Raw genomic sequence first — 14,411 nt, forward strand, 5'->3', positions numbered from 1 at the left:
CCGGGAAACAGAGCCAGGCGCACCCCAGAAAACAGAGCCAGGCGCACCCCAGAAAACAGAGCCAGGCGCACCCCAGAAAACAGAGCCAGGCGCACCCCAGAAAACAGAGCCAGGCGCACGCCGGGAAGTGGAGCCAGGCGCACCCCAGAAAACAGAGCCAGGCGCACGCCGGGAAGTGGAGCCAGGTGCACGCCGGGAAGTGGAGCCAGGTGCACGCCGGGAAATGGAGCCGGGTGCGTGCCGGAAATGGCGAGGTGCGTGCCAGGAAGTGGAGTCGGGTGCGCGCGCCGGGGTTGCAGGGGCGGGAGCACGGCCGGAACACGCTCCGCGGAGTGGTTCACAGATTCGGCTGTGTGTCGGCGCCTTGCGTGTTGTCATTGCTCAGGAGAGCACCTGATCCAGTGTGAGGAACAGCACATTTCCGGCCAGATCTGCGGCGGTGCCGATGCGCGCCGGGCGTCCGCCCCCACCGTTCGAATGCAGCCAGACGAAGCCGTATTCGGCCAGGTCGACCGTGCGCGGCAGCGCCGCGGCCACGGTTGCGGCGTCGGGGATCCCGTCGAGGCTGATGCGCGCCGAGGCGGCCCGCAGGTCGGGCCAGGCCGCCGCGAAGCCCGGGTGCAGTGGGCGCGCGTCCACCTCTTCCTCGGGCACCCACGCCAGCTCGGCGCTCTCCCGGTTGGCCGTGGTGGCCAGCGGTTCCGCGACATCGGCGACGACCGTGGTGTAGGTCCATCCGCTGGGTGCCGTCGCCGTCACCCGCTCGCCGCGCACGCGCACGGCCTCCGGGACGATCCCGGCCTCCTCCTGGGCCTCCCGCACGGCGGCGTGCACGCTGGTCTCGTGGCTGTCGCGGGCACCGCCCGGCAGCGCCCAGGTGCCGCCCTGATGACTCCACGGTGCCCGGTGCTGCAGCAACACCATGGCCCCGCCGCCGGTCCGCGGCGCCCGCAGCAGCAGCCCCGCCGCCCCGAACAGGCCCCACTGCCGCGTTCCGTCGGGGGAGTCCACAAAACCGTCTCCGTCACCACGCATGCTCGTCTCGTCCCAATCTCGCCACCACTGCCGCACCAATGCCACGGGTGCCGGGGCGACACACCCGAGACGGCGCCGGTACGACCACAATAAGCTCAGTCCCGCCCGGCACGGGCCGGACGGCGATCGGAGGTGACCATGACTCGCAGCCTGCCACCGCGGCTCGACGAGCTGTCGCCACGCGCCGCGGCGGCCGCCGTACGACGCCGCCTGGACGCCTCCGACCTGCGGGCCTTCGTACACTCCTCGCCCGCCAAGCTGATCACGATCGGTCTGGTGCTGCTGGGGATGTGCCTGCTCGCCGGGGCGGTGGCCGCCTCGACCGTCGACAACCGCCAGCAGGCGCTGGACCACCTGCTCGACGAGGCCGAGCCGGACGCGTATTCCGCTCAGCGCCTGTACGCCTCGCTGTCGGTGGCCGATGCGGCCGCGGGCACGGCGTTCATCTCCGGCGGCCTGGAGCCGAAGCCGGTCCGCGACCGGTACAGCCAGGCCGTCGGACAGGCCTCGGCGGAACTGGTCGCGCAGTCCAATGCCGGGCGCGACGGGGCGGGCACCGACGCCGACGGCCGCCTGCGGGCCGGAATCGCCACCCAGCTGCCCGTCTACACCGGCCTCATCGAGACCGCCCGGGCCAACAACCGCGAGGGTCATCCGCTCGGCGCCGCGTATCTCAGCGAGGCGTCGAACCTCATGCAGACGACCATGCTGCCGATGGCCCGCGAACTACAGGAGCACCGCTCGGTCGCGATCACCGATACGCAGCGCCATCATGTGCAGCCGCCCTGGGCGGCGATCATGCTGCCGATCCTGACCCTGGGCGCGCTGGTCGCCGCGCAGTGGTATCTGGCGCGCCGCTGGCATCGCGTGCTGAATCCGGGCCTGCTGCTCGCCTCCGGCACACTGGTGGTCGTGCTGGCCTGGACCGTGATCGCCGGGTCGTTCTCGGCGGTGGCCACCACGCAGGGCCGCGACGACGGGGCGGTGCCGACCTCGGAGCTCACCGAGAGCCGCATCCTCACCCAGCAGGCCCGCGCCGCCGAGACCCTGAAACTGGTTCGCCGCGACGCCAGCGGCGACTACGACCGCATCTACGACAAGGCCATCTCGGATCTGACCATGCTGCTCACCCGATATCCGCACGGCGCACCGGGTTCCGATGACGTCACCACCGCCCGCGGGGCGCTGGACCGCTGGCGCCAGGCGCATCAGCGCATGAACGACGCGCTGGGACGCGGCGACTTCCCGGGCGCGAGCGCCGTGGCGATCGGGCCCGGCGCGGACGGCGCCACGGCCGATGTGGAGGCGCTCGACAACGCGCTGCGCGGCGGGCTGTCCGATACGCGAAACACGTTGCGCAACGAGGTTTCCGACGCGGCCCGCTCGCTGGATCTGCTGGCGCCGGGCGCGCTGGTGCTGTCCATCCTGGCCGCCGTCCTGGTGGTGGCGGGACTGTGGCCCCGGCTGCGGGAGTACCGATGAGGGCCGCATCGAGGCGAGCGCTGCGGCGAATGCAGGCGCTGTCGCTGATCGCCGTTGCCGTGCTGGCCGCGGGGTGTCACGACCGGTCCGCGGCGCCGCCGCCGACCGACAGCACCGTCAGCTACTCCGAACCGCCGTATCCCGCGAAAGCCGTTCCGGCGCAGACGCAGACGCCGCTGCCGCCGGAGCCCGACAAGAGCTGCGATGCCACGGCCAGCCTGCGGCCGAGCGCCGCGGGCGGTCCGACCGTCGACGCCATTCGCGCCCGCGGGCGGTTGCTGGTGGGTCTGGACCCGGGGAGCAATCTGTTCAGCTTCCGCGATCCGATCAGTGGCACGCTCGCCGGGTTCGACGTCGATATCGCCAAGGAGATCGCGCGCGATCTGTTCGGCGATCCGGAGCGGGTCGAGTACCGCATTCTCGGCTCCGCCGATCGCGAGCGCGCCCTGCAGGAACACACCGTCGACGTGGTGGTCAAGACCATGACGATGACCTGTGAGCGGCGGGCCCGCGTGACGTTCTCGACCACCTACCTGATGTCGCACCAGCGGGTGCTGGTGGTCAAGGACTCCGGTATCCGGGGGCTGGAGGACCTGGCGGGCAAGCGGGTGTGCGTGGTCACCGGCACGACGTCGCTGGACCTGATCCGCCGCAACCAGCCCGCCGCGTCGATCCTGACCGTGCCCGCCTGGGCCGACTGCCTCGTCGTGCTGCAGCAGCGCCAGGTCGACGCGGTCAGCACCGACGACGCCCTGCTGGCCGGACTGGCCGGGCAGGATCCGTACGCGGAGGTGGTGGGCGGCAACCTCAGCGACGAGCCCTACGGCGTAGGTATTCCCAAGGGCAACGACGATATGGTGCGCTTCGTCAACAACACGCTGGAACGGCTGCGTTCCGACGGCACCTGGAATCGCATCTACCAGAGCTGGCTGTCGGTCCTCGGCCCGTCCCCCGGCCCGCCGCAGCCCCGGTATCAGGATTGACCCCGATGCCCGATCCTGGCGAATCCGCTTCCGATTCCACCGAATCCGTGCCCGGCCCGCCGCGACCGGACCCGGAGCCGACGACTGCCGAGCGCCACGACCCTCCGACGACGCGATCAGAAGCCCCCGAACTCGACCACAACGCGCCCGAAACCCCCAGCACGCCTACGGGTTCCGTCGAGTCGACGGCGGGTCCCCGTGAGCCCACAGCGATTTCCCCGGAAACCGAAACGGCCACCCCCGGAACGGCAGCGGTTTCACCGGGCACCACGGCGGCTCCCCACAAGACGGCAGCCGACTCACCTGAGACCGAAACAGTTTCACAGCAGGCTGCAGCAGCACCCGAAACCGCGGCGGCAGCAGCGGGAACCGCGGCGGTGGGGCCCGGGACCGTGGCTGGGCCCGAGCCCACGCGGGCCGATACTCGGCCGTCGGGGCGTAGTGGGCGTACGGTGCGCACCCGTCCGTCGGTGCGGCGGCTGGGGGCCGGGCTGGTGCCGATTCCCGCTGTGACGCCGGTGGATCCGCGCACGGTGGTGCTGGCCGATCCCGTCGTCGCCGAGGCGCGCCGGTTCTGCTGGCGGTGCGGGAAACCGGTGGGGCGGGCCACCCCCACGCGCCCGGCGACCAGCGCCGGGGTCTGCGAAACCTGCGGCGCCCCTTACGATTTCCGACCCTTTCTGCGCGCGGGCGATACGGTAGCCGGGCAGTACGAGGTCCAGGGCTGCATCGCACACGGCGGGCTGGGGTGGATCTTCCTGGCCGTCGACCGCAACGTCAGCGACCGCTGGGTGGTGCTCAAGGGCCTGCTGCACGGCGGCGACGCGGAGGCTCAGGCGGTGGCCGTCGCCGAACGCCAATACCTGGCGGAGCTGGCGCATCCCAGCATCGTCAAGATCCACAACTTCGTCGAGCACCCCAGCCCCGAGGGCGTGCCCGTCGGCTACATCGTCATGGAGTACGTCGGCGGACGCTCGCTGCGAAATATGCTCGACGCGTACGAGCGCCCGGACCGCATGCCGGTCACCGAGGCCATCGCCTACGTGCTCGAGATCCTCCCGGCGCTGGAGTACCTGCATTCGCTGGAGCTGGCCTACAACGACCTCAAGCCCGACAACATCATGGTCACCGAGGATCAGGTGAAGCTGATCGACCTGGGCGCGGTGGCCGGATTCGAATCCTACGGAAATCTGTACGGCACCAGGGGTTTTCAGGCCCCGGAGATCGCGAAGACCGGGCCGACCGCGGCCTCGGACATCTACACGGTCGGCCGGACGCTGGCGGTGCTGACGCTGAACATGCCGACGGAGCAGGGCCGCTATCTCGACGGCCTCCCGGAGCCGGACGCCGAACCGGTGCTGGCCCGCTACGAGTTCTTCCATCGGCTGCTGCTGCGCGCCACCGATCCGGATCCGGCGCGCCGCTTCCCGTCGGCGCGGCTGATGACGACGCAGCTGACGGGCGTGCTGCGGGAAATTCTGGCCGCCGAGACCGGCACCGAACAGCCGCAGCTGTCGACGATGTTCAGCCCGCCGCGCACCAGCTTCGGCACCGAGGAACTGGTGGCCCAGACCGACTCCTACGTCGACGGCGCCGAGCGCAGCAAGCATCTGCGGGCCCGCGATGTCGCTGCGGCACTTCCGGTTCCGGTGCTCGACCCGTCCGATCCGGCGGCCGCGCTGCTGGCCGGGACCGTGCACCCGGAGCCGCGGCATGCGCTCGACGCGGTGCGCACCGCCCGCCAGCGGGCCGCGGCCGATCCGGAGGGAGCGCCGGAAACCTTCGAGGTCGAGTCCACGTTCGCCGAGGCCCGCATCCACCTGGATCTGGGGCAGCCCGCCGCGGCCCGCGAGGTGCTGCGCCGGATCGAGCACGACGGGTGGCGCGTCGACTGGTATCACGGCCTGGCCGCGCTGCTCGAGCTCGACTACGAGCGCGCGTTCGACCGCTTCGACGCGGTGCTGCGGGCGCTGCCCGGCGAGGTGGCGCCCAAGCTGGCGCTGGCGGCGACCGCGGAACTGATACTGCAGCACTGGGATTCGCCTGATCCCGGGCAGTGGCGCAGGTACGCGGAGAAGTTCTACGCCAGCGTGTGGCGCACCGACCGCGGCGTGGTGAGCGCGGCGTTCGGCCTGGCCCGGCAGCTGAGCGCGACCGGTCGCGTCGTCGAGGCGGTGCGGGCGCTGGACGAGGTCCCGGCGGCCTCGCGGCACTACGGCGAGGCGCGCACCACCGCGGTGCTGATGCTGCTCACCGCCGCGCCGGTGGCCGACCTCGAGGAATCGACGCTGCACATCGCCGCGGCCCGGGTGCAGGCGCTGCCGCCCAGCGAGCATCGCGCCCCGCAGATGCGGGTGCTGATGCTCGGGTCGGCACTGGCCTGGCTGCGGGCCGGTAATGTCCCGAAACAGCCCGACGCCACGCTGTTCGGCGAGCCGTTCACCGAGCGCGAGCTGCGGCAGGGCACCGAGACGGGCCTGCGCGGGCTGGCGCGCACCGCGCCCGGGCGCACCCACCGCTACGCGCTGATCGACCTCGCGAACGCGATCCGCGCCAAGACCTGGGTCTGAGCGGCGCCCTCAGCCCACCAGCCCGGCGGCCGCGCGGGCGATCGCCAGCTCCTCGTTGGTGGGCACGACCAGCACCGACACCTCCGTGCCCGGCGGTGAAATATACCGGGCCCCACGGTCTTTCGCCTCGTTGCGGCCGGGGTCCACGGCGATGCCGAAGCGTTCCAGCCCGGCCAGCGCATCGGCGCGCACGCGCGCGTTGTTCTCCCCGACACCGGCGGTGAAGACGATCGCATCCACCCGCCCCAACTCCACCAGATAGGCGCCGAGGTAGCGGCGCAGCCGGTGCACGTAGACGTCGTAGGCGAGCCGGGCCGCGTCATCCCCGGTCTCGATGAGCCGGAACAGCTCCCGGAAGTCGTTCACCCCCGACAGGCCCTTGATGCCCGAATCGCGGTTGAGCAGGTTGTCGATCGCATCGATGTCCATATCCGCGGTGCGGGCCAGGTGCGGGATGATCCCCGGATCGAGGTCGCCGGAGCGGGTGCCCATCACCAGCCCCTCCAGCGGGGTGAGGCCCATCGTGGTGTCGACCGCGCGGCCGCCCCGGATCGCCGACGCCGACGCGCCGTTGCCCAGATGGAACACGATCTGATTCAGCTCCGCCGGATCGCGGTCCAGCAGCTCGGCGGCCCGGCCGGAGACGTACTCGTGCGACGTGCCGTGGAAGCCGTAGCGTCGAATACCGTGCGCGGCAGCGACTTTCGCATCGATCGCGTAGGTCTTGGCCGCATCGGGCAGGCCGTGGAAGAACGCCGTATCGAACACCGCGACCTGCGGCACGTCCGGCAGCAGCTCGCGCGCCGATTCGATTCCCGTCACATTGGCCGGATTGTGCAGCGGCGCAAGCGAAGACAGCTCATCGATCGACCGCACCACCGCGTCGTCGATCAGCGTGGGCCGGTAGAACACCTCGCCGCCGTGCACCACCCGGTGCCCGACCGCGGTCAGACCGGCCGCGGTCAGGTCGTGGCCGCCGCGGGCGAACAGCTCGAATACGATCCGCAGGCCGGTGGCGTGATCGGGGACGGCGCCGTCGTGCTCGAGGGTGCGGCCGTCGCCGCGGTACTCGACGGTCGCGGTGCCGGGGGCGACCGGCTCGCCGATCCTCGACACCTGGCCGGAGGCCACCACCGCGCCCGAATCCGGGTCCAGCAGTTGATATTTGATCGACGACGATCCGGAGTTGATCACCAGGACCTGCATCGTGCGCCTCCTGTCTGTTCCTGTCCGGGCAACGCCGAGGGTCTGCCGCGCATTCCGGGGCGGCCTAGGTCTGCGACTGCGCCTGGATGGCGGTGATGGCGACCGTGTTGACGATGTCGGCGACCAGCGCACCGCGCGACAGGTCGTTGACCGGTTTGCGCAGGCCCTGCAGCACCGGGCCGATCGCCACCGCCCCGGCGCTGCGCTGCACCGCCTTGTACGTGTTGTTGCCCGTGTTCAGGTCAGGGAAGACGAAAACCGTTGCGCGCCCGGCAACTTCGGAGTTCGGCAGCTTGGCGCTGGCCACCGTGGGCTCGATCGCCGCGTCGTACTGGATCGGCCCCTCCACCAGCAGTTGCGGGGCGCGCTCGTGCACCAGCTTGGTGGCGGTGCGCACCTTGTCCACATCGGCGCCGCTGCCGGATTCGCCGGTCGAGTACGACAGCATCGCCACCCGCGGGTCGATCCCGAACTGGGCGGCGGTGCGCGCGGAGGAGATCGCGATATCGGCCAGCTGTTCCGAGGTGGGATCCGGCACCACCGCGCAGTCGCCGTAGGCGAGCACCCGATCGGCCAGGCACATCAGGAATACGCTCGAGACCGTGGAGACTCCCGGCTCGGTCTTGATGATCTCGAACGAGGGCCGGATGGTGTGCGCGGTGGTGTGCGCCGCGCCGGACACCATGCCGTCGGCGACCCCCTCGTACACCATCATGGTGCCGAAATAGGAGATGTCGGAGATCATTTCGCGCGCCCGCTCCACGGTCATGCCCTTGTGGGCGCGCAGCTTCGCGTACGTCTGCGCGAACTGCTGGCGTAGTTCGCTGGTCTTCGGATTCAGCACCTGCGCCGCGTCGATGTCGACGCCGAGTTCGGCGGCGCGGCCGCGCACGGCCGCCTCGTCGCCGAGGATGGTCAGATCGGCGATCTTGCGCTGCAGCACCCGACCGGCGGCGCGCAGGATGCGGTCGTCGTTGCCCTCCGGCAGCACGATCCGGCGGCGATCCGACCGGGCCCGCTCCACCAGCTGATATTCGAACATCTGCGGCGTCACGACCGACGGCGCCGGTACCGCGATGAGTTCGGCCAGCCTGCGCCCGTCCACCCGCTGCTCCATCAGCGCGAGGGCGGTGTCGACCTTGCGGACACTGGACAGCGACACCCGGCCGCGGGTGCGCGAGACGGCGCCCGCGGTATCGAAGGTGCCCAGCGGGGTGGTGAGGATCGGCAGCTTCGGCTTCAGGCCCTCGATCAGCCGGGCGACGGCCGGATGCGGCAGCATGCCGCCGTTCATGACGATGCCCGACAGCGACGGAAACCCTTCCGCCTCATGGGCATTCACCAGGGCCAGCAGCGCGTCGGAGCGATCGGCCGGAACGATCACGGCGACGCTGTCGCTGAGCCGCTCCAGGATGTGCTCGGCCGTCATGCCGCCGACCATCACCGACAGCGCCTCGCGCTGCATCAGCTCCGGATCCCCGGAGTACATCTCGCCGCCGATGGCCGCGCACAGCTCGGACATGGTCGGCGCGGTCAGCAGCGGCACCTCGGGCAGCGTCCACGATGTCGGGCAGATGCCGCGCACGGCGGCGGCGACCTCGTCCAGGTGGTCCGGATCGCAGCGGTTGACCACGATGGCCGTCAGCTGCGCGTGCTCGGCGGCGAGTTCGCCCTCGCACAGCTCGGCTACCTGCACGATCTGCTCGGGCGTCCGCCCGGAACCGCGCAGCACCAGCAGCACCGGCGCCCCCAGGTTCACGGCGATGCGCGCGTTGAAGCGCAGCTCGCTGGGGCTGGCCACATCGGTGTAGTCGCTGCCGACGATGACCACCGCGTCGCACAGCTTGGCGACGTCGTGGAAGCGCATGACGATCTCGCCGATCGCCGCGTCGGGATCCTCGTGCACCTGCTCGTAGGTGACGCCGCAGGCCTGGTCGTAGTCGATATCGGCGGTGGAGTGCTCGAGCAGCAGCTCCAGGATGTAGTCCGGTTCGGTCGCCGAGCGCATGATGGGCCGGAACACGCCGACCCGGGGCGTGGTCGCGGACAGCATCTGTAGCGCGCCCAGGGCCACCGTCGATTTGCCGGTGTCACCCTCGAGCGAGGCGATGTACACGGTGGACGGAGCGGTATCGGCCATATCCGAGAGCTTAGTGATCGACGGTGTCCGATATGACCGGCCAGTAGCAAATACTCGGAAAATCACACCCTGCCCCGCGCGGCGGGTCCTTCTACGATTCTCCCCATGGCAGCACAGTTTCCGGACCGGCAGTGGGGATCGCGCACGGGTCTGCTCGGCCGCATGGCGAGTCCGTTCGCGGCGTCCAAGATCGGATCGACGATCATCCGCAAGCTCACCCCGCTGGACCGGCAGGTGCTCGAGCGCACCGCGGGCCGATACACGGTGCTCGGCCCGATCGGCATCCCGGTCATCCTGCTGACCACAACGGGCCGCAAGTCCGGGCGGCCGCGCACCTCGCCGCTGCTGTACGTCCACGGCGGCGAGGTGCTGTATGTGATCGGCAGCAACTTCGGCCAGGCCCACCACCCGGCGTGGACGGCCAACCTGCTCGCCGACCCGACCGGCATCGTCACCATCAGTGGTGAGCGAATCCCGGTGCGCGCGAGCCTGATCGAGGATGCGGCGAAGCAGGACGAGATCTTCGACCGGTTCGTCGAGACCACCGAGGCCTACGCCGCCTACCGCAACCGCACCACCCGCGACCTGAGAATCTTCGCCCTCACCCGCGCCTGAGCCGCCGCACGCCCCAGCGAGCGACTACAACGCCCGCAGGCGGGGCGCCAGGTCGCGCTGGAACAGGTCCAGGAAGCGGCGCTGGTCGTGGCCGGGGGCGTGGAAGACCAGGTGGTTCAGGCCCGCGTCCACGTACGGCTTGATCTGGGCGACGGCCTCGTCCGGGTCGCTGGCGACGATCCAGCGCTTGGCGATCTGCTCGATCGGCAGGGCGTCGGCGGCCTTCTCCATCTCGATCGGGTCGGTGATGCTGTGCTTCTGCTCCGCGGTCAGCGACAGCGGCGCCCAGAAACGCGTATTCTCCAGCGCCAGTTCGGGATCGGTGTCGTAGGAGATCTTGATCTCGATCATCCGATCGATGTCGTCGCGCGTGCGCCCGACCTTGGCGGTGCCCTCGTCGACGGCGGGCATCAGCTTCTCGGTGTAGAGGTCCATGCCCTTGCCGGAGGTGCAGATGAAGCCATCCCCGGCGCGCCCCGCGTACCGCGCCACCAGCGGGCCGCCCGCGGCGACGTAGATCGGGATGCCGCCCTTGGGCACGTCGTAGATGGACGCGCCGACGGTCTGGTAGTACTGGCCCTCGAACGTCACCCGGTCGCCGGTCCACAGCGCTCGCATGAGGTCGACGGACTCGCGCAGCCGCGCGAACCGCTCCTTGAACTCCGGCCACTCGCCCTTGTATCCGGTGGCGATCTCGTTGAGCGCCTCGCCGGTCCCGACGCCGAGCATGATGCGGTCGGGGTACAGACAGCCCATGGTCGCGAAGGCCTGGGCGATCACGGCCGGGTTGTAGCGGAAGGTCGGGGTCAGCACGGAGGTGCCGAGCTGGATGCGCTCGGTGCGCTCGCCGACCGCGGTCATCCACGCCAGCGAGAACGGCGCGTGGCCGCCCTCGTGCCGCCACGGCTGGAAATGGTCGCTGACCGTGGCGCTGTCGAGTCCGTGCTCCTCGACGAGAACCCCGAGCTCCACCAGCTCCCGGGGTCCGAACTGTTCCGCCGACGCCTTGTACCCGAGCTTGAGTCCACTCACTGCGCCACTCCTGTTCGCTGTCGCTTACCTGCTGCGGGGCGTATACCCCGTCGACCGTGTGCAGCGCTGGGCGGCGGCGCCGTATTTCGACACTGTCGCCTCGCGACGCGGCCGCCCGTGCCGGGGTCTGCTTCGAACATAGTCAGCGGCCGTGGCCGGTGTGTGAATGGTCGCAACTTCCCGAGTTGTCCACATCCGAATATCCGATAGCTCAGAATTGACCCGTGACTGCCGACAACGAACCGATCCTGTCCTACCTGACCGATATGGACGGGGTGCTGGTGCACGAGGACCATCTGGTGCCCGGCGCCGACAAGTTCCTGTCGGAACTGCAGGCCAAAGACATCCCGTTCCTGGTGCTCACCAACAACTCCATCCGCACCCCGCGCGATCTGCAGGCGCGGCTGCGGCACACCGGGCTCGACATTCCACCGGAGGCGATCTGGACCTCCGCGCTGGCCACGGCGACATTCCTGGACGAGCAGCGGCCGGGCGGCACGGCCTATGTGGTCGGCGAATCGGGCCTGACCACCGCGCTGCACGACATCGGCTACGTGCTCACCGACAGCGACCCGGACTATGTGGTGCTCGGCGAGACGCGCACCTATTCGTTCGAGGCCATCACCACCGCGATCCGGCTGGTGGAGCGCGGCGCCCGCTTCATCGCCACCAATCCCGACGCGACCGGCCCCTCCCGCGAGGGCGTGCTCCCCGCGACCGGTTCCGTCGCCGCCCTGATCACCCGGGCCACCGGCCGCGACCCGTATTACGTCGGCAAGCCCAACCCGCTGATGATGCGCTCGGCGCTGCGCCGCATCGGCGCGCACTCGCAGTCCACCGTGATGATCGGCGACCGGATGGACACCGACGTGATCTCCGGCCTGGAGGCCGGGATGCGGACCATCCTCGTCACCTCCGGCATCTCCACCCGCGCCTCGGTGGAGCACTACCCCTACCGGCCGACGGCGGTGCTCGAGTCCGTAGCGGACCTGGTGGGCCGCACCTCGAACCCGTTCGGCACATAACGACATCCTCGACGGCGTGCCCGGGCCGGGAGTCCTCAGAAGTCCCAGTCGGCGTCCTCGGTCTGCTGCTGTTTGCCGATGACGTAGGAACTGCCGGAGCCGGAGAAGAAGTCGTGGTTCTCGCCCGCGCCCGGGTCGAGGGCGGCGAGGATGGACGGGTCCACGCGGCACTGCTCGGGATCGAAGAACGGCTCGTAGCCCAGGTTGGCCAGCGCGCGGTTGGCGTTGTACCGCATGAACGGGAGCACGTCGTCGGTCCAGCCGACCTCGTCGTAGAGATCGCGGGCGTAGTCGATCTCGTTGGTGTACAGCGCATTCAGAAGTTCGTAGGTGTAATCCCGGTGGTCCCCGCGCTCGGCCTCGGTCAGCTCCGCCAGCCCGCGCCGGCACTTGTAGCCGATGTAGAAGCCGTGCACCGCTTCGTCTCTGATGATGAGGCGGATGAGATCGGCTGTGTTGGTGAGCTTTCCGCGCGCGGACCAGCGCATCGGCAGGAAGAAGCCGGAGTAGAACAGGAACGACTCCAGCATCACCGAGGCGGCCTTGCGCTTCAGTGCGTCGTCGCCGCGGTAGTAGTCGACGATGATCTGCGCCTTGTTCTGCAGGTGCGGATTGCGTTCGGACCAGTCGAATGCCTCATCGATCTGCCGGGTCGAGCACAGCGTGGAGAAGATCGAGCTGTAACTCTTGGCGTGCACCGACTCCATGAAGGCGATGTTGGTGAGCACGGCCTCCTCGTGCGGAGTGATCGCGTCGGCGATCATCGCCACCGCGCCGACGGTGGCCTGGGCGGTGTCCAGCAGGGTCAGGCCGGTGAAGACCCTGGTGGTCAGCTGTTGTTCGCCGGGACCGAGCTGCTCCCAGGTGTGCAGGTCGTTCGAGAGCGGCACGCGCTCGGGCAGCCAGAAGTTTCCGGTGAGCCGGTCCCAGACCTCGGCGTCCTTCGGATCCGGCAGGCGGTTCCAATTGATCGCGTGCACGCGGTCGACCAGTGTGTTCATGCGGCTCTCCGATCGGTGGAACGGGCGGGCCGACGGTCGTGAGCGGCCCATGATCTCGGCAATTCGGCCAAGCTAACATTTTATTTCGCATCTCCGAACTACCGCGGATGCGCGTGTTGTGCGGACGTCTACCAGCCTGCCCCCATCCGTTGGCCCCGTCCACACTTGACAACATGCTGTCAAATATGACAGCATGTTGTCATGATGAAGACAGTGCACATGGCCGTTTACGACACCTTCTCCGACTGGGAGCTGGGGCACGCCACGGCGCATATCAATCGGGCCATGTGGCAGCGCGAGCCGGGAACATGGCAGGTCAGGACGGTCGGCCCGACGAGCGACCCGGTCGTGTCGGCGGGCGGGGTGCGGGTCGTCCCCGACCTCTCACTCGACCGGCTGGCCCCGGGCGAGAGCGCGATGCTGCTGCTGCCGGGGGCGGACACGTGGGAGACCGGCGCCCTGGCGGGCTTCGGGCGCAAGGCCCGGGAGTTTCTGGCGGCGGGCGTACCGGTGGCCGCGATCTGCGGCGCCACCTTCGGGCTGGCGGCGGAGGGATTGCTCGACGACCGCCCGCACACCAGCAACGACCCGAATTACCTTGCGATGAGCGGATATTCGGGCGCCGAACAGTATGTTCCGGAGTCGGCCGTGACCGACGGGGATCTGATCACGGCCACCGGCACCAAACCGGTCGACTTCGCCCGGGCGGTGCTCGCCCGCCTGGGAGTCTACGAGCCGCACGTGCTCGACGCGTGGTACGCCCTGTACGGACGCAACGAGGCGGAGGGCTTCTACGCGCTCGCCGAGTACGAGAGCGGGCGCGCGCCGGAGTCGGTGGCGCCGTGAGGAAGTGGGCAGGCGCACAGGAGGCGAGATGACGCGTACCGAACAGGACTTGTTCGCGACCGCCGCGGTGACATCGTTCAAGCTGAACGGCCAATTCCTCGCCATCGCAGAGGAATTGGCGCGCCCGGCCGGTCTCACCGCCGCCTGGTGGCAAGTGCTGGGCGCGATCCTGCGCGAACCGCTGCCGGTGGCGGGCATCGCCCGGGAGATGGGCATCACCCGACAGGGCGTCCAACGCATCGCGGACCTGCTGGTGGACAAGGGCTTAGCCGAATACCGCCCCAACCCGGCACACAAGCGAGCAAAGCTGGTAGCGGTCACCGAAGCCGGTCACAACGCCGTGCGCCGCATCAATCCACAACACGCGGAAATGGCGAAACGCCTTGCGGCCGAACTGGGCACCGAGCAACTGGCGGCGATCGCCGACGGCCTGACGAAACTGTCGGCCGCACTGACCAGAATCGATCAGACCTGAA

The 14,411-nt window shown here is 69.7% G+C and carries 12 protein-coding genes; 7 read left to right on the forward strand and 5 right to left on the reverse strand.

Features of this window, described 5'->3' with window-relative positions; translation table 11 throughout:
• Window positions 1-381: 381 nt before the first annotated feature.
• Window positions 382-1,035 (reverse strand): NUDIX hydrolase, encoded by a 654-nt coding sequence (locus tag QH290_RS04495; RefSeq protein WP_280382042.1) that lies wholly within the window; start codon window positions 1,033-1,035, stop codon window positions 382-384.
• Window positions 1,036-1,173: 138 nt separating this feature from the next.
• On the opposite strand from QH290_RS04495, the gene QH290_RS04500 reads away from it, so the two are divergent.
• From QH290_RS04500 to QH290_RS04510, 3 genes are all read left to right on the forward strand, one after another.
• The gene (locus QH290_RS04500) at window positions 1,174-2,517 is read left to right on the forward strand and encodes a hypothetical protein (protein WP_280382043.1); all 1,344 of its coding nucleotides are present in this window, start codon (window positions 1,174-1,176) and stop codon (window positions 2,515-2,517) included.
• Complete coding sequence (locus QH290_RS04505) at window positions 2,514-3,500, forward strand: transporter substrate-binding domain-containing protein (RefSeq protein WP_280382044.1); 987 nt, start codon at window positions 2,514-2,516, stop codon at window positions 3,498-3,500. Before QH290_RS04500 ends, QH290_RS04505 begins: the two co-directional genes overlap by 4 nt.
• 212 nt (window positions 3,501-3,712) lie before the next feature.
• Entirely contained in the window at window positions 3,713-6,070 is a 2,358-nt protein-coding gene (locus tag QH290_RS04510) for a serine/threonine-protein kinase (RefSeq protein ID WP_280382071.1), read from the forward strand.
• Window positions 6,071-6,079: 9 nt separating this feature from the next.
• On the opposite strand, the gene QH290_RS04515 is transcribed toward QH290_RS04510, so the two are convergent.
• The gene (locus QH290_RS04515) at window positions 6,080-7,276 is read right to left on the reverse strand and encodes an acetate kinase (protein WP_280382045.1); all 1,197 of its coding nucleotides are present in this window, start codon (window positions 7,274-7,276) and stop codon (window positions 6,080-6,082) included.
• A 64-nt stretch (window positions 7,277-7,340) separates the two neighbouring features.
• The gene (gene pta / locus QH290_RS04520) at window positions 7,341-9,416 is read right to left on the reverse strand and encodes a phosphate acetyltransferase (protein ID WP_280262674.1); all 2,076 of its coding nucleotides are present in this window, start codon (window positions 9,414-9,416) and stop codon (window positions 7,341-7,343) included.
• A gap of 105 nt (window positions 9,417-9,521) precedes the next feature.
• On the opposite strand from pta, the gene QH290_RS04525 reads away from it, so the two are divergent.
• Entirely contained in the window at window positions 9,522-10,031 is a 510-nt protein-coding gene (locus tag QH290_RS04525; RefSeq protein ID WP_280382046.1) for a nitroreductase/quinone reductase family protein, read from the forward strand.
• A 24-nt stretch (window positions 10,032-10,055) separates the two neighbouring features.
• On the opposite strand, the gene fgd is transcribed toward QH290_RS04525, so the two are convergent.
• Entirely contained in the window at window positions 10,056-11,063 is a 1,008-nt protein-coding gene (fgd, locus tag QH290_RS04530; RefSeq protein ID WP_280262669.1) for a glucose-6-phosphate dehydrogenase (coenzyme-F420), read from the reverse strand.
• A gap of 266 nt (window positions 11,064-11,329) precedes the next feature.
• Between fgd and QH290_RS04535 the strand changes: the two genes are divergently transcribed.
• Entirely contained in the window at window positions 11,330-12,088 is a 759-nt protein-coding gene (locus QH290_RS04535; protein WP_425303550.1) for an HAD-IIA family hydrolase, read from the forward strand.
• Between the two features lie 35 nt (window positions 12,089-12,123).
• On the opposite strand, the gene nrdF is transcribed toward QH290_RS04535, so the two are convergent.
• Window positions 12,124-13,089, reverse strand: coding sequence for a class 1b ribonucleoside-diphosphate reductase subunit beta (gene nrdF / locus QH290_RS04540; RefSeq protein WP_280262667.1), 966 nt, complete (start codon window positions 13,087-13,089; stop codon window positions 12,124-12,126).
• Window positions 13,090-13,293: 204 nt separating this feature from the next.
• Here nrdF and QH290_RS04545 point away from each other — a divergent pair, with 204 nt between their 5' ends.
• Window positions 13,294-13,935 carry a type 1 glutamine amidotransferase family protein gene (locus QH290_RS04545; protein WP_280382072.1) on the forward strand — a complete coding sequence of 214 codons (642 nt, stop codon included), beginning with the start codon at window positions 13,294-13,296 and terminating at the stop codon, window positions 13,933-13,935.
• A 28-nt stretch (window positions 13,936-13,963) separates the two neighbouring features.
• Window positions 13,964-14,410: a MarR family winged helix-turn-helix transcriptional regulator gene (locus QH290_RS04550; RefSeq protein WP_280382048.1), complete on the forward strand. Its 447-nt coding sequence runs from the start codon at window positions 13,964-13,966 to the stop codon at window positions 14,408-14,410.
• The last annotated feature ends 1 nt before the right edge of the window (window position 14,411 follow it).

It is taken from the genome of Nocardia wallacei, from assembly GCF_029869545.1.
GTDB classification, from domain to species: domain Bacteria; phylum Actinomycetota; class Actinomycetes; order Mycobacteriales; family Mycobacteriaceae; genus Nocardia; species Nocardia wallacei_A.

Excerpts from the sequence above, each read along its gene's own strand:
- QH290_RS04515 (WP_280382045.1), bottom strand. The coding sequence starts at position 7,276 with ATGCAGGTCCTGGTGATCAACTCCGGATCGTCGTCGATCAAATATCAA.
- pta (WP_280262674.1), bottom strand. The coding sequence starts at position 9,416 with ATGGCCGATACCGCTCCGTCCACCGTGTACATCGCCTCGCTCGAGGGT.
- QH290_RS04525 (WP_280382046.1), top strand. The coding sequence starts at position 9,522 with ATGGCAGCACAGTTTCCGGACCGGCAGTGGGGATCGCGCACGGGTCTG.
- QH290_RS04535 (WP_425303550.1), top strand. The coding sequence starts at position 11,330 with ATGGACGGGGTGCTGGTGCACGAGGACCATCTGGTGCCCGGCGCCGAC.
- QH290_RS04495 (WP_280382042.1), bottom strand. The coding sequence starts at position 1,035 with ATGCGTGGTGACGGAGACGGTTTTGTGGACTCCCCCGACGGAACGCGG.
- QH290_RS04500 (WP_280382043.1), top strand. The coding sequence starts at position 1,174 with ATGACTCGCAGCCTGCCACCGCGGCTCGACGAGCTGTCGCCACGCGCC.
- nrdF (WP_280262667.1), bottom strand. The coding sequence starts at position 13,089 with ATGAACACACTGGTCGACCGCGTGCACGCGATCAATTGGAACCGCCTG.
- QH290_RS04545 (WP_280382072.1), top strand. The coding sequence starts at position 13,294 with ATGAAGACAGTGCACATGGCCGTTTACGACACCTTCTCCGACTGGGAG.
- QH290_RS04550 (WP_280382048.1), top strand. The coding sequence starts at position 13,964 with ATGACGCGTACCGAACAGGACTTGTTCGCGACCGCCGCGGTGACATCG.
- QH290_RS04505 (WP_280382044.1), top strand. The coding sequence starts at position 2,514 with ATGAGGGCCGCATCGAGGCGAGCGCTGCGGCGAATGCAGGCGCTGTCG.